At 69.7% G+C, this 19,382-nt stretch carries 16 protein-coding genes; 5 read left to right on the plus strand and 11 right to left on the minus strand.

Going from position 1 to position 19,382, the window contains the following annotated elements; translation table 11 throughout:
• Nucleotides 1-132: 132 nt before the first annotated feature.
• The 3 genes from QMO56_RS11865 to tcuB all read left to right on the plus strand — a co-directional run bounded on the left by QMO56_RS11865 (nt 133) and on the right by tcuB (nt 3,373).
• Nucleotides 133-807, plus strand: a complete 675-nt coding sequence (locus QMO56_RS11865; RefSeq protein ID WP_283525962.1) for a GntR family transcriptional regulator — start codon at nt 133-135, stop codon at nt 805-807.
• A gap of 69 nt (nt 808-876) precedes the next feature.
• Nucleotides 877-2,271 (plus strand): FAD-dependent tricarballylate dehydrogenase TcuA, encoded by a 1,395-nt coding sequence (gene tcuA / locus QMO56_RS11870; RefSeq protein WP_283525963.1) that lies wholly within the window; start codon nt 877-879, stop codon nt 2,269-2,271.
• The gene (gene tcuB / locus QMO56_RS11875; RefSeq protein WP_283525965.1) at nt 2,258-3,373 is read left to right on the plus strand and encodes a tricarballylate utilization 4Fe-4S protein TcuB; all 1,116 of its coding nucleotides are present in this window, start codon (nt 2,258-2,260) and stop codon (nt 3,371-3,373) included. The genes tcuA and tcuB overlap by 14 nt, the downstream gene beginning before the upstream one ends.
• A gap of 42 nt (nt 3,374-3,415) precedes the next feature.
• On the opposite strand, the gene QMO56_RS11880 is transcribed toward tcuB, so the two are convergent.
• Nucleotides 3,416-7,225, minus strand: coding sequence for a hydantoinase B/oxoprolinase family protein (locus QMO56_RS11880; protein ID WP_283525967.1), 3,810 nt, complete (start codon nt 7,223-7,225; stop codon nt 3,416-3,418).
• 139 nt (nt 7,226-7,364) lie between these two features.
• On the opposite strand from QMO56_RS11880, the gene QMO56_RS11885 reads away from it, so the two are divergent.
• The gene (locus QMO56_RS11885; RefSeq protein WP_283525969.1) at nt 7,365-8,669 is read left to right on the plus strand and encodes an aspartate aminotransferase family protein; all 1,305 of its coding nucleotides are present in this window, start codon (nt 7,365-7,367) and stop codon (nt 8,667-8,669) included.
• A gap of 32 nt (nt 8,670-8,701) precedes the next feature.
• On the opposite strand, the gene QMO56_RS11890 is transcribed toward QMO56_RS11885, so the two are convergent.
• From QMO56_RS11890 to QMO56_RS11925, 8 genes are read right to left on the minus strand one after another with little or no spacing between them, the layout of a single operon-like run.
• Nucleotides 8,702-10,231 carry a hydantoinase/oxoprolinase family protein gene (locus tag QMO56_RS11890; protein WP_283525971.1) on the minus strand — a complete coding sequence of 510 codons (1,530 nt, stop codon included), beginning with the start codon at nt 10,229-10,231 and terminating at the stop codon, nt 8,702-8,704.
• The gene (locus QMO56_RS11895) at nt 10,228-11,304 is read right to left on the minus strand and encodes a DUF917 domain-containing protein (RefSeq protein WP_283525972.1); all 1,077 of its coding nucleotides are present in this window, start codon (nt 11,302-11,304) and stop codon (nt 10,228-10,230) included. Before QMO56_RS11895 ends, QMO56_RS11890 begins: the two co-directional genes overlap by 4 nt.
• Nucleotides 11,305-11,307: 3 nt before the next feature.
• On the minus strand, nt 11,308-11,988 hold the full coding sequence (locus QMO56_RS11900) for an AroM family protein (RefSeq protein ID WP_283525973.1): 681 nt from the start codon (nt 11,986-11,988) through the stop codon (nt 11,308-11,310).
• A complete protein-coding gene (locus tag QMO56_RS11905) occupies nt 11,981-13,048 on the minus strand; it encodes an ABC transporter ATP-binding protein (RefSeq protein ID WP_283525975.1) in 1,068 nt (355 codons plus the stop codon). The genes QMO56_RS11900 and QMO56_RS11905 overlap by 8 nt, the downstream gene beginning before the upstream one ends.
• 6 nt (nt 13,049-13,054) lie before the next feature.
• A complete protein-coding gene (locus QMO56_RS11910; RefSeq protein ID WP_283525977.1) occupies nt 13,055-14,083 on the minus strand; it encodes an extracellular solute-binding protein in 1,029 nt (342 codons plus the stop codon).
• 25 nt (nt 14,084-14,108) lie between these two features.
• Entirely contained in the window at nt 14,109-14,888 is a 780-nt protein-coding gene (locus tag QMO56_RS11915) for an ABC transporter permease (protein ID WP_283525979.1), read from the minus strand.
• Nucleotides 14,888-15,769 carry an ABC transporter permease gene (locus QMO56_RS11920; RefSeq protein ID WP_283525981.1) on the minus strand — a complete coding sequence of 294 codons (882 nt, stop codon included), beginning with the start codon at nt 15,767-15,769 and terminating at the stop codon, nt 14,888-14,890. Before QMO56_RS11920 ends, QMO56_RS11915 begins: the two co-directional genes overlap by 1 nt.
• Nucleotides 15,770-15,771: 2 nt before the next feature.
• Nucleotides 15,772-16,104, minus strand: coding sequence for a DHCW motif cupin fold protein (locus QMO56_RS11925; protein ID WP_283525983.1), 333 nt, complete (start codon nt 16,102-16,104; stop codon nt 15,772-15,774).
• Nucleotides 16,105-16,191: 87 nt separating this feature from the next.
• On the opposite strand from QMO56_RS11925, the gene QMO56_RS11930 reads away from it, so the two are divergent.
• Complete coding sequence (locus QMO56_RS11930) at nt 16,192-17,532, plus strand: PLP-dependent aminotransferase family protein (protein WP_283525985.1); 1,341 nt, start codon at nt 16,192-16,194, stop codon at nt 17,530-17,532.
• 12 nt (nt 17,533-17,544) lie between these two features.
• On the opposite strand, the gene QMO56_RS11935 is transcribed toward QMO56_RS11930, so the two are convergent.
• Both QMO56_RS11935 and QMO56_RS11940 read right to left on the minus strand, forming a co-directional pair.
• Nucleotides 17,545-18,300, minus strand: coding sequence for an SDR family NAD(P)-dependent oxidoreductase (locus QMO56_RS11935; RefSeq protein ID WP_283525987.1), 756 nt, complete (start codon nt 18,298-18,300; stop codon nt 17,545-17,547).
• Entirely contained in the window at nt 18,270-19,313 is a 1,044-nt protein-coding gene (locus QMO56_RS11940; protein WP_283525989.1) for a ketopantoate reductase family protein, read from the minus strand. Before QMO56_RS11940 ends, QMO56_RS11935 begins: the two co-directional genes overlap by 31 nt.
• Between the last annotated feature and the right edge of the window lie 69 nt (nt 19,314-19,382).

The raw sequence follows: 19,382 nt of genomic DNA on the forward strand, positions 1-19,382 counted from the left end.
CGTGGCGGGCGGGGAAGGAGGCGCCCGCCGCGCCGGAATGATGCCAGGCTGGGATTGCCGCCGCATCTGTGGCAGGGCTGGCATGGGACCGGCACGCCGCCGGCCCTGCCCGACCGAGAGTGAATGGCCGCCATGCTGCCCTCCGCCCAGCCTGTCCCTCCCGCCCGTTCCACCGGTGCCGGCGCCTATGAAATGCTGCTCGACGCCCTGACGCGTGGCGATCTGGCCCCCGGAAGCCGCCTGCGGGAGGCCGAGCTGGCGGAACGCTTCGGCATCAGCCGGACGCCGGTACGGGAGGCGCTGAAGCGGCTGGAGACCCAGGGGCTGGTCACGCACGAGCCGCACCATGGCGCGGTGGTGGCGCGGCTTGACTACAGCGCCATGGTCGAGCTCTACCACATGCGGGAGGTGTTGGAGGGCACCGCCGCCTTCCTGGCCGCCACGCATGCCACCGCCATCGAGCTGGAGGCCCTGCACGACATGGTGGCGGCGGACCGCGCCCTGCTGGGCGATGGCGGCCGGCTGGCGCACAGCAACCGCCTGTTCCACCGCCAGATCCACCGCGCCGCGCGCAACCGCTTCCTCGACGCGATGCTGGACAATATGCGGCTCTCGCTGGTGCTGCTGGGGCGCACCACCCTCTCGGTGCCGGAGCGCGGCGCGGCGGCGGTGGAGGAGCATGCGGCGATCGTCGCCGCCATCGCGGCGCGTGACCCCGCCGCCGCCGAGGCCGCCGCGCGGCAGCACATCCGCAACGCCTTCCGCGCCCGCCTGGCCCTGGAGAACCGCACGCCTGACGGCGCCTGAGCCCCCCTTGCGCCGCCTCGGTGATGCCGACATTGTATTCCGGCGCATACAACATCGGGGAGAGCACTTTTGGACTGGGACCGCGTCTATGACGTCCTGGTGGTCGGCGGGGGTAATGCGGCGCTCTGCGCGGCTGTCACGGCACGGCAGGCGGGTGCCAGCGTGCTGGTGCTGGAGCACGCGCCGAAGGCCTTTCGCGGCGGCAACAGCCGGCACACCCGCAACCTGCGGGCCATGCACACCGCGCCGACCTCGGTGCTGACCGAGCAGTACCTGGAGGACGAGTACTGGGACGACCTGCTGCGCGTCACCGGGGGGCAGACCGACGAGGAACTGGCGCGGCTGACCATTCGCGCCACCGCCGAGGCACTGCCCTTCATGGAGGCCTGCGGCGTGCGCTTCCAGCCCTCGCTGACCGGCACGCTCAACCTCTCGCGCACCAACGCCTTCTTTCTGGGCGGTGGCAAGGCGCTGGTGAACGCCTTCTACGCCACGGCGGAAAAGTTGGGCGTCGAGATCCTCTATGACACCGAGGTGGCTTCGCTGCGCCTGGATGACGGCTTCGTTCGCCAGGCCGAGATCATCAGCCGCGGCTTCCCGCGCACGGTGCGGGCCAAGACGGTGGTGGCCTCTTCCGGCGGCTTCCAGGCCAATCTCGAATGGCTGAAGCAGGGCTGGGGTCCGGCGGCGGAGAACTTCCTGATCCGCGGCACGCCCTATGCCAAGGGCCGCGTGCTGCGCGACCTGCTGGACCAGGGCGTTGCCTCCGTCGGCGACCCGACGCAGTGCCACGCGGTGGCCATCGACGGGCGGGCGCCGAAATTCGACGGCGGCATCGTCACCCGGCTGGACTGCGTGCCCTTCTCCATCGTCGTCAACAGGCATGGCGAGCGCTTCTATGACGAGGGCGAGGATGTCTGGCCGAAGCGCTACGCCATCTGGGGCCGGCTCGTCGCGCAGCAGCCGGACCAGGTGGCCTATGCCATCATCGACAGCCGCTCGGAGCGGTTGTTCATGCCCTCCGTCTTCCCGGCCATCAAGTCCGACACCATCGAGGGACTGGCGGAGAAGCTCGGCCTCGAGCCCTCGAAGCTGGCGGAGACGGTGCGCGGCTTCAATGCCGCCGCCGGGCACGGAAGCTTCGACAACAGCCGCCTGGACGGCTGCCACACCGAGGGGCTGACGCCGGCCAAGACCAACTGGGCGCGGCGCATCGAGGCGCCGCCCTTCAGTGGCTATCCGCTGCGGCCCGGCATCACCTTCACCTATCTCGGCGTCAAGGTGGACCGCAACGCGCGGGTGCTGATGCAGGATGGCCGCCCGACCGCCAACCTCTTCGCCTCAGGCGAGATCATGGCAGGCAGCATCCTCGGCAAAGGCTATCTGGCGGGCTTCGGCATGGCCATTGGCACCGTCTTCGGGCGTATCGCGGGGCGGGAGGCCGCGAAACATGCAAGAAACTGAAACCACCGAGGAGGCGCGCCGCGCCCTCGAGATCTGCAATGCCTGCCGCTACTGCGAGGGGTTCTGCGCCGTTTTCCCGGCGATGGAGCTGCGGCGGGAATTCACCACCGGCGACCTCTCCTACCTCGCCAATCTCTGCCACAACTGCAAAGGCTGCTACTACGCCTGCCAGTATGCGCCGCCGCACGAGTTCGGCCTGAACCTGCCGCAGGCCTTCGCCGAGCTGCGCGCCGAGACCTATGCCGAATACGCCTGGCCGAAACCGCTCGGCGCCGTGTTCCAGCGCAACGGCACGGTGGTGGCGCTGATCTCGGCGCTCGGCATCGCGCTGACGCTGATCCTGACGGTGCTGATCCAGGAGCCTTCGGTGCTCTACGCCGCGCATGAAGGGCCGGGCGCCTTCTACCGCGTCATTCCCTGGTGGCTGATGACGACGCTCGCCGGCGGCACCTTCCTCTACGCGCTGCTGGCCCTCGCCATGGGCTTCCGCAACTTCTGGCGGGACACCGGCAGCAGCCTCGCCGGGCCCGCCGGGCCGCGCCCCATTGCCACCGCGCTGCATGATATCCTGACGCTGCGCAACCTCGGTGGCGGCGGGCATGGCTGCAACGACCGCGACGAGGGCTTCTCCACGCAGCGCCGGCTGTTCCACCACGCCATGTTCTACGGCTTCCTCCTCTGCTTCGCCTCGACCTCGGTGGCCACCTTCTACGATCATATCGTCGGCCATCCGGCACCCTATCCGTTCTGGAGCCTGCCGGTGCAGCTCGGCACCTGGGGCGGGCTGGGCCTGGTGGTGGGCACGGCGGGGCTGATCTGGCTGAAGGTGGTGAGCGACCAGGCGCCGGCCGCGCGCAACCTGCTCGGCGCCGACTACGCTCTTCTCGGCCTGCTCTGCCTGACCTCGCTGACGGGGCTGCTGCTGCTGGGGCTGCGGGGGACGGGGGCGATGGGCGTGCTGCTGGCCATCCACCTGGGCATCGTGCTCTCGCTGTTCCTGCTGCTGCCCTACAGCAAGATGGTGCACGGCCTCTACCGCTCCGGCGCGCTGCTGCGCCACGCGATGGAGCGCCATGCCGGCCACGCGCCGGCCGGCGACTGACGGAAGGCGGCGGCAGGGTGCTGGCCCTGCCGCTCCGCCGCGCTACTCGGCGGCCTGCGGCCGCGTATAGACCGCCGCGCCCTCCCGGCTGACATAGCCGTCCCGCACATCCTCCTCGACCCGCGCGGGCTCGCGCTCCTCCGGTGCGCCATAGCCGGAGCCGCCGCAGATCCGCACCTCCACCATGCGGCTGCTATCGGTGAGCGTCACCAGCTCGCCGGTGCCGAGGTCGCGCAGCAGGCCGCCCCCGGCATCGAGGATGGCGCCCAACGCCGCACCGCCCTGCAGACCGCCGAACAGGCCGGGCGCCTCCACCTCCACCCCTTCGGGATAGACCGAGAACAGTGTCGGCTGGCCGTCGTCATGCAGCTTGCGCATCCGGGTGCGGGTGCCGAGGCCGCCGCGCCGCCGGCCAGGGCCGCCGGAATCCGCCACCAGTGATTTCTCGACGATCAGCACCGGCGCCCGGGTTTCGAACAGCTCGATCGAGGTATTGGCCGCCGAGGTCGGCCAGAGCAGCGCCGACTTGCCGTCGGTCCCGGCGCTGCCGCCCTGGCCGCCGCCCATGAAGAAATGGTCGGCATAGCTGCGGCCCGTCGTCTCCTTGCCAAAGACGCGCACCGAGACCGGGAGGCCGGTATGCGCCTGCACCTGAGCCGGGGCCGCCTCCGACAGGGCATGGAACACGTTGGGCGCCAGGTACCAGCCGGTGCGGGTGCGCATGGCCACCGAAGCCGGGCGGGTGCAGTTCAGCAGCGAACCTTCCGGCGCCTTGGCGCTGATCGGATAGAAGCTGCCGGCATTGCCGCGCACCTGCGGGCTCAGCATGCACTTGATCGGGTAGGAGGCGTGCGCGACCGTGTAGGAAAGGGTGCAGTTCAGTCCGCCGCGTTCGAGCTGCGGCGGCGCGCCCTCGAAGTCCAGCTCGATGCTGTCGCCGCTCACGGTCAGCTTCAGCGGGTAGCGCAGCGTGCGGCCGAGCATCCGGTTGCTGACCTCGGAGTGATAGACGCCGTCGGGCAGGGCGCGGATGGCCTCACGCATGGCGCGTTCGGCGCGGCCCTGCACCACGGCGGCGAGGGCCCGCAGGTCGTGCATCCCGTAGTCCTGCATGAAGGCCAGCAGGCGCTCGGCGGCTTGGGCATTGGCCGCCATGAAGGCGTGCAGATCGCCCAGCACCTCCTCGGATTTGCGGACGTTCTCCGCCATCAGCTCGAAAAGCGCGGCATTCGGCCGGCCTTCGCTGTAGAGCTTCATGGGCGGAATCTGCAGGCCCTCGTCATAGACCTCGCGCGCCGCCATCGGGTCCTGCACGCCGCCGATGTCGCCGACATGCCCGACGGTGCCGAGCAGCGCCACCATGCGCCCGCCATGGAAGACGGGAGTGACGATGGCGATGTCGAACAGGTGTCCGGCGCAGAGCCAGGGGTCGTTGGTGATCAGCACGTCGCCCGGGCGCAGCGTCTCGGCCGGGAATTTCTCCAGCATGGCCTTCACGGCACGCGGCAGGGTGAGGTTGAAGACCGGCATGGCGCGGGGCGAATGCGCCAGGGACTCACCCTGCGCATCGAGCAGATCGCAGGCGAAGTCCTGCGCCTCGGAGACGATCAGGCTGAAGGCGGTGCGGCAGATGCCGTGCCACATCTCCTCGACCAGGTTCTCCAGCCGGCTCCACATGATCTCCAGCGAGACGGGGTCGGCCTCGATCAGCGCGCGCGCTTCCTCGAGCGGCATCTCCGGCGTGATGCGGGCGGCCAGCGGCACGGAGACCCCCACCCGGATGCGCAGCGTGCCCGCCGCGCCCACTGTGACGCTGTCCTCCGGGCCGAGCACGGTGGTCGCCTCCCGCTCCTCGATGATGGCCGGACCGTGCAGCGTCTCGCCGGGTGCCAGGGCGTAGCGGTCATAGACCGGGGTATCGTGGAAGGCGTCCCCGAACCAGGCGCGGCGGGAGCCCTTGCGCGCGGCGCCGCCGGTCGGCCGGCCGGCCTCGGCCACGCTGAGCGCCGGCGCCGGCCCCACGGCGCGGGCGCGGAAGGAGATGATCTCCGCCGGCACGCCTTCGTAGATCGAGGCATAGCGTGCGGCATAGGCGTCGCGGAAGGCCGCCAGGATGGAAGGCATCCTCTCGGCGGTGATGGCACCGCGCGGCAGGGGGACGTTGATCTCGTGCAGCTGGCCGGCGAGGCGCATGTCGGCGCTGCGCTCGACGGAAATATCGGCGGGAGCGGTGCCGGCGGCCACCAGCAGCGCCGTCGTTTCGGCGGCCAGTTCGGTCAGCACGCGCTCGATGGCGGCGGGCGTGCCGGGATCGTCCAGCGCCAGGGGCAGGGAACGCACCTGCTCGAAGGCCAGCGGCGCCGCGAGGAAGCCGAGCGCCGAGGCGGCGCCGGAGGCGGGCGGGATCAGCACCTCCTCGACGCCCAGGATGCGCGCCACCTCCACCGCATGGGCCGGGCCGGCGCCGCCGAAGCCGACCATGGCATAGCGGCGCGGGTCCTTGCCCTTCTCCACAATGTGGATGCGCGCCGCCGCCGCCATGCTCTCCGTCACAGTACGGTGGATGCCCCAGGCGGTCTCCACGGCCGAAAGGCCGAGCTGCGTGCCGACCCGCGCCAGCGCCGCCTCGGCTGCCGGCTGATCGAGCGCCATGCGGCCGCCGAGGAAAAAGCCGGGATCGTAGTAGCCCAGCATCAGGTTGGCGTCGGTGACAGTCGGCTCGGTGCCGCCGCGGCCGTAGCAGGCGGGGCCGGGATCGGCGCCGGCCGAGCGCGGCCCCACCTTCAGCAGCCCGACTTCGTCAATCGAGGCGATCGAGCCACCGCCGGCGCCGATCTCGATCATGTCGATGACGGGGGCCTTGATCGGCAGGCCGGAGCCCTTCTTGAAGCGGTGCAGCCGTGCCACCTCCATCATCGGCGCGATCGCGGCACGGCCGCCCTCGATCATGCAGGCCTTGGCGGTGGTGCCGCCCATGTCGAAGGAGATGATGTCGGGCTTGCCCACCAATCCGCCGAAGAAGGCGGTGGCGAGGCCGCCGCCGGCCGGGCCGGATTCCAGCAGGCGGATGGGAAAGGCGCGCGCCGTCTCCGGCGAGACCAGCCCGCCATCCGACTGCATCAGCCGCAGCGCGCCGCGGAAGCCCCGCGCCCAAAGCTCCTGCTCCAGCCGTTTCAGGTAGCGGTCCACCAGCGGCTGTACATAGGCATTGGCGCAGGTGGTGACGAAGCGCTGGTACTCCCACAGCTCCGCCACGACCTCCGCCGAGGCGGAGACGGCAATCCCGGGGAAGGCCTCGCGGATGGCGGCGGCGGCGGCCTTCTCATGCGCGGGGTTGCGGTAGCTGTGCAGGAAGCAGATGGCGATGGCGCCGGCGCCGGCCTCCACCAACTCGCCTGCCGCGCGCCGCACCGCATCGAGATCAAGCGGGGTGACGACCTGGCCGCCGCGGTCCATGCGCTCCGGCACTTCCAGGCGGCGGCGGCGTGGTACCAGCGGGTCCGGAAACTGCAGGAACAGGTCGTAGATGTCGTAGCGTTGCTCGGTGCCCATCTCGATCACGTCGCGGAAGCCTTCCGTGGTGATCAGGCCGAGAATGGCGCCGCGCCGCTCGATCAACGCGTTGGTGACGAGCGTGGTGCCGTGCACGATCTCGCCGATTTCCGCCAGGGTGAGTCCGGCGCCGGCCACCAGCTCGGCGAGTCCCGCCAGGGCGCCCTGCGAGGGGTCCTGTGGCGTGGTCAGGCACTTGTGAAGCCGGATGGTGCTGGTCTGCCGGTCGAGCAGGATGAAGTCGGTGAAGGTTCCGCCGATGTCGAACCCGATCCGGTAGCGGCTTGAATCAATCGGCATCTCAGGCATCGCTTTCATTCGCAGGGGCATGGGTGAAGGCATGGCGCGAGGCGGGCGCCGCGGTCTCCAGCGCGGTGGGGCGTTGCGCAACGCCCGGAAGCGTGGCTGCATCGCTGCCGCAGCAAGGAGGGCAGGACCGATGCAGGACCGCAGGATGGGTGCCGAGGAACAGGAACTCGCCGATATGGCGCGCCGCGTCCTGCCGGCCGGCGGGTTTGGCAACATGGCGGTGGAGACCGTCATCCACCGTGGCCTCGGCGGCCGGGTGTGGGACGTCAGCGGCAACGAGTATGTCGATTACCTGCTCGGCTCGGGCCCCATGCTGGTCGGCCATGCCCATCCCGAGGTGAACGCGGCGGTGGTCGAGCAGGTGGCGCAGGGCTCCACCTTCTTCGCCAACAGCGAGCCAGGCATCCGTCTCGCGGCCGAGATCGTGGATGCGGTGCCCTGCGCCGAGCAGGTGCGCTTCGCCAGCAGCGGCACCGAGGCCGACGCCTATGCCATGCGGCTTGCCCGCGCCTTTCGCCGGCGCAGCAAGATCCTGAAGTTCGAGGGCGGCTATCACGGCATGAGCGACTATGGCCTGATGAGCCTGTGGCCCTCCGACGCCGCCAATGCACCCATCGCGCAGCCGGACTCCGCCGGCATCCCGGACAGCGTGCGCGACGAGATGCTGATCGCGCCGTTCAATGACCTGGCGGCGGCGCAGGCGCTGATCCACGCGCACCGCGAGGAGCTTGCGGGCGTCATCATCGAGCCGATGCAGCGCCTGATCCCGCCGGTTCCCGGCTTCCTGCAGGGCCTGCGCGCGATCACTGCCGAATATGGCATCCCGCTGATCTTTGACGAGGTCGTCACCGGCTTTCGCCTCGCCTATGGCGGCGCGCAGGAATACTACGGCGTCACGCCGGACATCTGCACGCTGGGCAAGATCATCGGCGGCGGCTTCCCGCTTTCCGCCGTCGCGGGGCGCGCCGAGATCATGGCGCATTTCGACAGGACGAAGGTCGGTGCGGCCGGCTTCATGCCGCAGATCGGTACGCTGAGCGGCAATCCGGTGGCCGCCGCTGCCGGCCTTGCCACGCTGCGCATCCTGAAGCGGCCCGGCGCCTATGAGCGCATCTTCGCCAATGGCCGCGCTGTCTGGGCGGCGCTGGAGCGCAGCCTGAAGGAGGCCGGCCTGCCGGCGCTGATCCTCGGCGAGCCCGTGATGTTCGACGCCGTCTTCACCCACCGCGCCAGCATCACCGATTATCGTGGCGGGCTGGACATGGACCGCGACCTGACCCGGCGCTTCAACGAACGCGCGCGCGCCAACGGTGTGTTCAAGAGCGACGGCAAGATCTACATCTCGCTGGCGCATGACGGGCGTGACCTGGCTGATACTGCCGCGGCCTTTGCCGCCGCGGCGCGGGAGACCGCCGAAGCAGCCGCCCTGACCTAGGCCCGCCGCTGCGGGGAAGGGAAGGGCCGTGCTCAGGCCGCGACCTCCCCGACGACGCGGGCCCGCACGCGCAATGCGCCGCCCGGCATATAGGCCAGCGGGAGATCCTCGATATCCACCAAGGCGAGGCTTTCCGCCGCCGCGCCCGAGGTCACGGCATTGGCCCGGGCGATGCGCTCCGCCTCGGCCATGGCCTCGATGCGGGAAAGGCCCTGGAAGACCTGATCGGCCTCGCCGGAAACCTGAGCGATGGCGGCGCCAACGGCATTGGCGACATGGGCATGTGCCGGGCGCAGCACCGCGCTGCAGCCGGCCAACCGGTCCGGCACGATGAAGGCGCCGCCCCCGACCGCCAGCAGCGGCAACTCGGCGGCCTCGGTCTTCATGCGGTCCACCGCCTCCTCCAGCATCCGGCCGGCCAGGGCGAGGACCTCGTCGCGCAGGCGGGCGGGGATATCGGCCACGCGGAATGCATCGCCGAGAGTGAGCTTCCCTGCCGCGACGGCCACGTCCGTGGTGGTCAGCACCGGGCCGCCAAAGACGCGCGCCTGTTCCAGCAACCGGAAGCCCACGCTGCGCGGCCCGATGGCGAGCGGATCGGTGGTGATGATCGAGCCGCCGCCGAGACCGATCGACAGCAGGTCGGGCATGCGGAACAGCGTGCGGACGCCACCGACCTCGACCACCGCATTGGCTTCGCGTGGGAAGCCGGCGCGCAGGGCGCCGACGTCGCTGGTGGTGCCGCCGACATCCACCACCAGCGCATCCTTGAGGCCGGTGAGGAAGGCGGCACCCCGCATCGAGTTGGTGGGGCCGGAGGCGAAGGAAAGCACGGGGAAGCGCTCGGCCAGTTCGGCGCGCACCACCGTGCCGTCGTTCTGCGTAACGAAGAGTGCAGCCGAGAGGCCGGCCTCCTGCAACGCTGCCTCGAAGGCGCGGATGGTCTTGCGTGCCAGGGGTGCGAGGGAGGCGTTCATCAGCGCCACGTTCTCCCGCTCCAGCAGGCCGATGCGGCCGAGTTGGTGGGAGAGGGTGATGCTGGCCTCAGGGTGCTCCTGCCGCACGATCTCGCCGGCGCGGATCTCCATCGAGGGATCGAGCGGGGAGAAGATGGCGCTGATTGTCACGCAGTCGATCCCTGCGGCGCGGAGGGCGCGCGCCGCCTGCGCCACGCCACACTCGTCGAGCGGCATGATCGGGCGGCCGTCATAGTCGTGCCCGCCCTCGACCATGTGCACCGCGCCACGTGCGATAGCGGCCAGATCTTCCGGCCAGTCGCAGAAGGGGGGCAGGGAGGCGGCCACCGGCATGGCCAGCCGGATGGCGCCGACCCGTGACAACTCGCGCCGCTGCACCACCGCGTTGACGAAATGCGTGGTGCCGATCATCACCGCCTGCACGCCGCGCTGCCCGGCGGCTGCAGTGACGTCGCGCAACGCCTGCCGCACCCCGGAGAGCACGTCCTCCGTGGTGGCGGTCTTGACGGCAGCAACGATGCGGCCGCCATCCAGCAGCACCGCATCGGTATTGGTGCCGCCCACGTCGATGCCGATGCGCTTCATGACGGGAACACCGAGGTGAAATCGAGATCGTAGCCAAAGGCGCGGGGACCGACGAAGTCCAGGCCCCGCGGGGAGAGGAAGACCGGCGGCGCCGGCAGCGCGATGACGGTGACACGCTGGCCGTAGCGGATGGTTTCGGTGCCGATTGCCTCGCCGGAGGTGGTGTCCAGCACACAGATCAGGTCCGGCGTCATCACCCGCGCGACGCCATTCTGCCAGCCCACCGCCCATTCGTTCTGAAAAGCCAACTCGAAGCGGTGACCGCGGTCGGCGTCCAGGCCATCGAGTTTTGCCACGCCGCGCAGGAAGCCCTCCGTGGTGCGGCGCTCGATATCCGCCACCTTGCCGGTGAAGAGCTTGAGGCCCTCCTGGCTCTTGAGCACGGCGGCGATCGGGTCGCGATGCTCGCGTTGCGCCGCCTGGATGGCATAGCCGAGTTCGATCGCCTTGCTGGTGGTGTGCAGGATACCCCAACGCTTGACTTCCGCTCCGCTGCGCGGCGCCTTGCAATTGGCCACCGTGGAACCAAGCTCGACGCACATCTTGCGGGCCATGCGTTCCATCCATTTCCAGCTGGGCACCTTCGCGACGATGCCCTCGATGCCGCGTGGATCGACCATGGCGAGCGGCCAGGGGCGCAGATCCCCAACCGCGAAGCTGGTCATCTGCGCCTCGGGATAGGCGCGGCCCATGGCATCCGCATCGACCACCGGCCTGCCCAGCTCGGCGGCGGCGAGCAGCGGCTTGACGCCGTTGTTGCCGCCGATCTCGACGCTCATGATGGCGCGGAAGGTGATGCCGAGATACTCCTCCATCAGCTGCACGGCGCGAGCGATGCTGGCGCTGTCGGCCAGCCTCTCCTGGCTGACCAGCGGGGCGCCCATGTTGGAGACGACAGCAACCTGGTCGTCATCCGCCAGCTCCTCGGGTGCCAGCAGCGCGACGCGCTTCCCCTCGGCATAAAGCCGCCGCATGTTCAGCAGTGCCAGATAGGGCGAGCCGCCGCCGCCAGTGCCCAGCACCCAGGCGCCGGTCGCGAGCGCCTCGATATCGTCGAGCGTCAGGTCGCGCATGGCTCACTCCGGCAGCAGGCAGGCGGCGGCACGGGCGGCGGTCGCGATGGAAAGCAGGATGGGGCAGTCGAGATGCCGCGCCATCCGCTCCTTGTCGGCGCGCGTATAGGACATGCAGTCGAGCAGCACGAGGTCCGGCTTCTGCGCCGCCATCTCGCGCGCGGCGGCGTCCACGGTGGCCTCATCCGAGAGCGGACGGAGGGAGCGCAGAACCGTCTCCAGCCCCTCCCGGGCCCGTTTGGCGCCGAGGGGGGCGAGCTGCTCGGGCAGGGGCAGGAAGATGCCGAGCCGCCCGCGCGGCAGCAGCGCCGCCGACAATGCGTTCAGCACCGCCGAGGGCTGCACCAGATCGGCACGCTGCGGCAGGCCCTGGAAGCTGCCGGTGCAACACAGCAATGTCGGCCCACCATGCTGCAGCTTCTCCGCCAGCCGGGCGGTGACCACGGCCTTGGAAATGGTCGTCGTCTCACCGGAGGGCAGCACGGTGAAGAGTGTGTCGGCGTTGCCCTGTGGTGCGGCGTCGCGGGCGATCTCCTGCCGCGTCATGCCATCCAGCGCACCTTCCATGGCGATGCGCAGGCCAGGTACGGCAAGGGCGATCTGCTCTTCCAGCTCGCGTCGCGGTGCCTGGCCGATGACAAGGACGCGCAGCACGGCCGGAGAGGGAAGAGGCGCTTCAGGCATCGGCGAGCATCACCGGGTCATCGGCCTGCCAGGTCAGGCCGAGTGTGGCGCCAGGCTCCAGCGATCCCGCCTCGGCATGGCGGGGCACACGGGCGAGCATACCTTGCTCGCCGGGCAGGGAAAGTTTCAGCAGCACGGAATCCCCCAGGAAGTTCGCTTCCTCAACGGTGGCGTCCACCAGACCGGCGCCGGGCGGGCAGAGCCGCACTCGCTCCGGCCGCAGCGCCACACTGGCGCGGCCTTGCCTCGCTTCCGGAAGCGGCAGCCGCCAGCCGCCGGGCATCAGCAGGGCCAGGCCACTGGCCTCGCCATCGAGAATGTTGGTGTCACCGATGAAGTCGGCGACGAAGCGGTCCACTGGCCGGTCGTAGATTTCGCGCGGCGCGCCGCACTGCGCCACCTTGCCAGCGCGCATCACGGCGATGCGGTCGGACATGGTCAGCGCCTCCTCCTGGTCATGCGTGACGTAGATCATCGTCAGGCCGAGGCGGCGGTGCAGCGTCTTCAGCTCGAACTGCATCTGCTGACGCAGCTTCTTGTCGAGGGCGCCCAGCGGTTCGTCGCAGAGCAGCACGGCAGGGTTGATGACGATGGCGCGCGCCAGCGCCACGCGCTGCTGCTGGCCACCGGAAAGCTGCGCGGGCCGGCGGTCCTCGAAGCCGGTCAGCCGCACCAGCGCCAGGGCCTCCCGCACGCGGGTGGCGATCTCGGGCTTCGGAACCTTGCGCATGCGCAGCCCGAAGGCGACGTTCTCGGCAATAGTCCGGTGCGGGAAGAGCGCGTAGTTCTGGAACACCATGCCCATGTCGCGCCGCTCGGGCGGCAGGGGCGTGATGTCCTGCGCGCCGAGGCGGATCTGGCCGGAATCCGGCGCCTCGAAGCCTGCAACCATGCGCAGCGTGGTGGTCTTGCCGCAGCCCGAGGGACCGAGGAGGGAGAAGAACTCACCCTCCTCGATCCGCAGGGAGACGTTGTCCACAGCGGGAGCACCGTTGCCGAAGCTCTTGCTCAGGGACTGCAGCGCCAGGGCGCGGGCGCCCTGGCCTCCGGTCTCAGCCACGATGCGTCAGCCCCGGAAGATGCGGTTGACGCGGTCGTCGATGCGGTCCTTGTTCTCGTTGTACCACTGCCAGGGCATCTGAACGAGCGTCGCCACCTGCTCCGGCGTGGTCAGCAGCTTTCCGCGGTATTTCTCCGCCAGCGTCAGGTCCGAGCGGACAGGGCTGTACCAGACGGTCTCCGCCATGCTGCGCTGCACCTCCTGGCTCAGCATGAAGTTGATCCATTCATGCGCCAGCGCCTTCTTCGGCGTGCCCGTCGTGACGGAAAGTACCTGCTCCAGTGCCATGACGCCCTCGGAGGGAGCGGCGAACTCCACGGGCACCTTGTCCTGGTTGCGATAGGCGGCGGTGTCGTGAAGCACGGCGATGTCCAATTCGCCCGCCAGGATGGCGTTCTCGGCGCCGCCGGTGAAATCGAACAGCCGCACCGGCTTCACCGCCTCCATCGCCTTGAAGGAGGCGTCAAGGTCCTTGAAGCCCTTGCCGTAGACCTTGCCGGCCATCATGAACAGCGCCTGGCCCAGGGAGTTGGCCGGAATCACGTAGCTGGCACGCTTGCCGGCATATTCCGGCTTCCAGAAATCCTTCCAGCTCGCCGGCGCCGCCTGGATGCGGTCCTTGCGCCAGGCCAGCCCGATGGCCGAGGTGAAGATGACGATGCCGACGATGGAATCGGAGGTCGCGTAAGGATAGGTCTTGGCCGCGTTGGGCACCAGCTTCAGGTCGGGCCGCCGCTCCACCAGCCCCTGCTCGAAGACGGACCATTGCTCGTTGCTGTTGGTGTGCAGCACGTCATAGACCGGGCGGCCGCGCGGGCTGGCCAGCAGCTTCGGTACGAAGGGGAAGGCGGTATCCACCTCCACCGTGCAGTTATGCGCCTTCTCGAAGGTGGGGATGTGCTTCGAGCGCATCACCTCGCCCCAGGCGCCGCCCCAGCCGGTGATGCGCAGCGTGTTGGCCTCCTGCGCACCGAGCAGGGTGGGCATGGCGAGGGTGCCTGCGGCGGCACCTAGCAACGTTCTTCGATTCAGCATGGTGAAGTCTCCGTTTTCCTGGGTCTTACAGCCGGGTTGAGTTCTGCAGGCCGACGGTGCGCTCGATCGCCAGCACCAGCAGTACCGCGAGCAGGATGGAGACGGTGCTGGCAGCGGCGATGGTGCCGTCGAAATCGAAGCGGAGGTAGTTGAACATGGCGATGGGCAGCGTCTCCTCGCCAGGCGCAACGAGGAAGAGGCTCACCGGGAACTGATCGAAACTGGTGATGAAGGCGAACATGCAGCCGGCGATCACGCCCGGGCGGATCAGCGGCAGCGTCACCTCGCGGAACACCGTGGCCGGCGAGGCGCCGAGGCCGCGCGCGGCTTCCTCGATGGAGCGGTCGGCATTGGCCAGCACCGCCAGCACAGTGCGCATCACATAGGGAATGGCGACCACGGTGTGCCCCACCAGCAGCACACTGCTGCTGCGGCCAATGCCCAGCACCATGACGAGCTGGAACATGGCGAAGCCGGTCAGCAGCCCCGGCAGAACCAGGGGCGAGAGGAACAACGCCGTCAGGAACCCGCTCCCCGGCAGGTTGCCGCGCGCGATGGCCAGTGCCGCCGCTGTGCCGATGCAGCCCGCCAGCAGCGCCGTGCCCACGCCGAGCTCCAGCGAGAGCATGAAGGCGTGCATGAAGTCACGGCTATGCAGGAACTTGTCGTACCAGCGGAGTGAGAACCCACTGGGCGGAAAGGCGATGAACGGCTCGGGGTTCAGCGCGAAGAGGATGACGATGGCCACCGGCAGCAACAGGAAGGCCAGGATCAACCCGTTCAGGACATAGAACCAGCGGCCCATCACGCAGCTCCCGGCGCGCGTGCCATGACGCGGTTGTAGGCGCCCACCAGCAGCAATGCGACGATCAGCAGCACGATGCCGAGCGCTGCCGCGAAGCCCAGATTGAAGCTGGAGGAAATCTGCTGATAGACCAGCATCGGCAGGGTCTGGATATTGTAGTTGCCGATGACGATCGGCGTCACATAGGCGCTGATCGCCAGGGCGAAGACCAGCAGCGAGCCAGCCAGGATGCCGGGCATGGAAAGCGGCAGCGTCACCTGCAGGAAGGCGGCGGCGCTGCTAGCGCCGAGGCCGCGCGCCGCCTCCTCCAGTCGCGTGTCGATGCGGGCGATGACGCCGCTCAGCGTCAGGATCATGAACGGCACGTAGATGTGCGCCAGCGCCACCACCACGGCCGCCTCGCTGCCCAGGAACTGGATCGGCTCGTCGGTCAGACCCAGCCAGGCAAGGCTGCCATTGATCACGCCGCGGTTGGAGTACATGGCGAGCCAGGCATAGGTGCGCACCACAAGGCCCATCATCATCGGCGCCAGCACCGCCATCATCAGCAGCGTCCGCGTTGTGCGGCTGCGTGCGCGGGCCAGCCAGAGCGCCAGCGGATAGCCGATCAGCAGCGAGACAATGGTCGTCGAGAGGCCCAGCCGCACCGTGATCCAGAGCGTCTCCAGGTAGTAGACGTCATCGAGGATGCGCTCGAAGTGTCGTGTGGTGAAGCGCGGGTTCGGCACCACCATGGGGTTGCCGCTGAGCACCGACATCGTCGCCATGGTCAGGAAAGGCACGGCGAAGAACAGTATGAACATCGCCAGGGCAGGCGTCAGCAGCAGCCAGGCGGAGCTTCGCGGCAGGGTGGGCGCCCCATGGGCGGTGACGGCGGCCATGCTCAGTCCACGATGAAGAGGCGGGCGCCGGCCTCGGTCGAGGAGCGGTGCGCCGCGTCGCCGAAATCCGAGACGGTGTAGCCCTGGCCGGCGGAGAAGGTGAAGCGGCGGCCGTCCTTCAGCTCCGTGCGCAGCTCGCCTTCCAGCACGTAGATGATGTGGCCGCGGTCGCACCAATGGTCGGCGAGATAGCCCGGCGAATACTCCACCACGCGCATGCGCACTTCGCCGTTGTTCAGCGTGCGCCAGAGCGCCGTTCCGGTGATGCCCTGGTGCTCGGTGGCCGGCAGGGCATTCCAATGGACTTCGGTGAAGGGCAGGGGCGGAAGCTTCAAGGCCGGACTCCCGTGGCAGCGCAAGGGCGGCAGCTTGCGCGGAGCAATAGCGCGGTGCAACAAGCATATTGCACTCGGAGCATTCGGATGGCGAACCATCGTGAACTGGCCGACAAGGTTGCGCGGCAGATCGCCGAGGGGAAACTCCTGCCGGGCATGCGTCTGCCGCCGCAGCGGCGCTTCGCCGAGCAGCAGGATATCGCCGATTCCACCGCCGCACGGGTCTATGCTGAGTTGCGCCGCCGCGGCCTGGTTTCAGGCGAGGTCGGGCGCGGCACCTTCATCCGCAAGCCGCCGGAATTCCCGGTCTTCCGCAGCGAGGACCGGCCGGGGATTACGCTCGACCTGGAGCAAGGCTTCCCCATGCTGCCAGCGCAACACGCGCCGCTTTCCGAGGTGCTGCGCGATCTCGCCACCCCCGAGGCGCTTGCCGACCTGTTGCGCCCGACCAGCGTCATGGGCAGCGAGCGCTACCGGCGCCTCGCCGCCGATTTCGTTGCCGCCGGGCGCTTTCAGCCGGCGCCGGAGCAGATGCTCTTCACCTCCGGCGGCCGTCAGGCCGTGGCGGCTGCCATCGCCGCGCTGGTGCCCGCCGGGCGACGGCTGGCGGTCGAGGCGCTCACCTATCCGCAGGTGAAGGCGATCGCCGGCACGCTCGGCCTGCATCTCGTGCCGATCGCCATGGATGCGCACGGGCTGCGCCCCGATGCCCTGTCGGCGGCGCACCGGCAGGGGCCGCTGGACGGCCTCTACCTCCAACCTGCGCTGCACAATCCGCTCGGCCTCTCGATGCCGCCGGCGCGGCGGGCGGAACTCGGCGCGGTGCTGCGCCAGACCGGCATCCGGGCGGTCGAGGACGTGATCTATCGCTTCCTGCTGGGCGAGGAGCACGAGCCGCTGGCCGCCGAGGCGCCGGAGCAGGTGGTGCTGGTGGATGCAATGTCCAAGCGGCTGGCGCCGGGCCTCTCCATCGGCATCATCGCCGCGCCGCCGGCGCTCACCGAGCGCATGGCGCGGGCGATCCGCGCCGGCTGCTGGGGCGCGGGCGGCTTTGCGCAGGCCGCCTGCAGCCAATGGATCGCCAGCGGCGTGGTGCGGCAGATCGAGGCGGCGAAGCGCGCGGATGCCGCTGCGCGGCAAGCGCTGGCGCGCAGGATCCTGCCGGCGGGCACCGTGCAGGCGGACCCGCGCGCCTATCATCTCTGGCTGCGCCTGCCGGAGACCTGGTCGGCCGAGGCCTTCACCGCGCATGCAGCGCGGGCGGGGATCGCGGTCTCGCCCGGCGGCAACTTCGCTGTCCTCCGCGCCCAGGCGCCGCGGGCGGTGCGCCTGTCGCTGGCAGTGCCGCCGTTCGAGGCCCTGGCGCCCGCGCTGCACCGCCTTGCCGACGCGATGCGCGCCGGCCCGGAAGGCGGCAGCTTCGACTGACCGCCGCCTGCGTCAGGAGCGCCCGCCATCCACCGAGAGGATCTGGCCGGAGATCCATTCGGAAGCGCCCTCCGCGAAGAACAACACGGCGTTGGCGATATCCTCGGGCCGGCCCAGACGACGTGTGTGGATCCCCTGCACCAGCCGCTCCTGCCCTTCGGGGCCATAGCTCTCCCACTGGCGCTGGGTGGCCGGATTCGAGAGCACGAAGCCCGGCGCAACGCTGTTCACGGTGATGCCGTGCGGTGCCAGCTCGAAGGAAAGCTGCTTGGTCAGCCCGACCAGCGCGTGCTTCGCCGCGGTATAGGCCTGGATGCCGGTCAGGCTGGGCCGCAGGCCGGCGCTGGAGGCGATGTTCACGATCCGCCCGCTGCCCTGCCGCTTCATGGCCGGTGCCACGGCCTGGGCGCACCAGAAGCTGCCATCCACATTGGCCTCGAAGATGCCGTGCCAGTCCTGCTCGGTGATGTCCTCCAGCGGGCGGCCCACCTGGCCGCGCACGCCGCCGGCGCAGTTCACCAGCACGTCGATGCGACCCTCGGCGCTGGCGATTTCATCCATCAGGCGGTGGACATCAGGGCGCCGGGCGAGGTCGAGGGCGCGGGTCTCCGCCGCGCCTGCCTCCCGCGCCGCCGGAAGCCCGGCGGCATCGAGATCGACCCCCCAGACCCGCGCGCCCTCGGCGGCGAAGGCGGCGATGACGGCGCGGCCAATCCCCTGGGCCGCACCGGTGACGATCACGCGGTGGTCGGCGAAGCGCTGCGGCATGTGTCCAACATCTCGTCCAGAGTTTCCCAGGCCTGCGGGCGCCGGCCTTCCTCGATGTCGTGGATCAACGCAACGAGGCGCCGGATGGCGGGTGTCTCCACGCCTTTCTCCGCACCCAGCGTGGCGATGATGGCGATCTGCGCGTCCACCTCCGTCCGCCGTTTCCGCACGGCGAGGTCGCGCCAGATGCCGGAATGCGTCTTGGCGCTGTAGCGGTTGAACTCGGCGAGCTGCGCGATGCTGTCACGCGCCGCCTCCTCCGGTGCGCCCGGCATGAAGGCTGCGGGATCGAAGCCGTTGAAGCCGAGGGGCTGCACGCCCCGCGCCTGGGCCACCGCCATCACTTCCTGCCCCAGCCTGTGCCAGACCGGGAAGTGGCGTGCGGAGGCGAAGTTCTCGGTGATGGAGGCGTCGTCCAGCGCAGTGGCAAAGAGCATGGCGCCATAGGCCAGCTTGCCCCAGAGATAGCCCCAGATGTTGTCGGTCAGCACCGCATCCGGCTCGAAGTGCCGCAGCAGGGCGTGCATCGCGCGGGCACGCTCGGTGATGCTGCCATCAATCTCGCCGACCACGACGGCGCCCCGGCTGCCGAACAGAATGCGGCCCGGTGCCAGCCAGTCGGCGCTGAAGTTGACGAAGCTGCCCATGGTGCGCGCCGCGCCCACCGCCTCGGCGATGGCCAGTTCGTTCAGCCCGTTCTGCGCCGAGACCACGAAGCCGTCCTCGGCGAGGAAGGGGCGCAGCGCGGCCGCGGCCGTGGCGGTATCCTGGGCCTTCACCGCCAGGATGATGCGGCGGAACCGGCCCTGAAGCTCCGCCGGCGTGGCGGCGGCGACGGGTTGAGTAAAGGTCTCCACCGGCCCCTCGATGGCGAGCCCATCGGCTTGCATGGCCCGGACATGCTCCTCCACCCGGTCTACCAGCAGCACATCCTCGCCCGCACGGGCCAGATAGGCCCCGATCGTGCCGCCGATGGCGCCGGCGCCCCAGATCAGCAGCGTGTCACGGTCCATTCCCAGCCCTCCTGCATGATGGTGCGCGTCTTCCCGAACGCGGCGCCCCGGTGCCGGGCATCACCGGAC

This window comes from Roseomonas sp. E05, assembly GCF_030063475.1.
Taxonomy (GTDB): domain Bacteria; phylum Pseudomonadota; class Alphaproteobacteria; order Acetobacterales; family Acetobacteraceae; genus Pseudoroseomonas.

Coding starts and splice junctions, on each gene's coding strand:
- QMO56_RS11910 (WP_283525977.1), bottom strand. CDS start 14,083: ATGCTGAATCGAAGAACGTTGCTAGGTGCCGCCGCAGGCACCCTCGCC.
- QMO56_RS11935 (WP_283525987.1), bottom strand. CDS start 18,300: ATGCCGCAGCGCTTCGCCGACCACCGCGTGATCGTCACCGGTGCGGCC.
- QMO56_RS11930 (WP_283525985.1), top strand. CDS start 16,192: ATGGCGAACCATCGTGAACTGGCCGACAAGGTTGCGCGGCAGATCGCC.
- QMO56_RS11885 (WP_283525969.1), top strand. CDS start 7,365: ATGCAGGACCGCAGGATGGGTGCCGAGGAACAGGAACTCGCCGATATG.
- tcuB (WP_283525965.1), top strand. CDS start 2,258: ATGCAAGAAACTGAAACCACCGAGGAGGCGCGCCGCGCCCTCGAGATC.
- QMO56_RS11880 (WP_283525967.1), bottom strand. CDS start 7,225: ATGCCGATTGATTCAAGCCGCTACCGGATCGGGTTCGACATCGGCGGA.
- QMO56_RS11895 (WP_283525972.1), bottom strand. CDS start 11,304: ATGCGCGACCTGACGCTCGACGATATCGAGGCGCTCGCGACCGGCGCC.
- QMO56_RS11890 (WP_283525971.1), bottom strand. CDS start 10,231: ATGAAGCGCATCGGCATCGACGTGGGCGGCACCAATACCGATGCGGTG.
- QMO56_RS11940 (WP_283525989.1), bottom strand. CDS start 19,313: ATGGACCGTGACACGCTGCTGATCTGGGGCGCCGGCGCCATCGGCGGC.
- QMO56_RS11900 (WP_283525973.1), bottom strand. CDS start 11,988: ATGCCTGAAGCGCCTCTTCCCTCTCCGGCCGTGCTGCGCGTCCTTGTC.
- QMO56_RS11920 (WP_283525981.1), bottom strand. CDS start 15,769: ATGGCCGCCGTCACCGCCCATGGGGCGCCCACCCTGCCGCGAAGCTCC.
- QMO56_RS11915 (WP_283525979.1), bottom strand. CDS start 14,888: ATGGGCCGCTGGTTCTATGTCCTGAACGGGTTGATCCTGGCCTTCCTG.
- QMO56_RS11865 (WP_283525962.1), top strand. CDS start 133: ATGCTGCCCTCCGCCCAGCCTGTCCCTCCCGCCCGTTCCACCGGTGCC.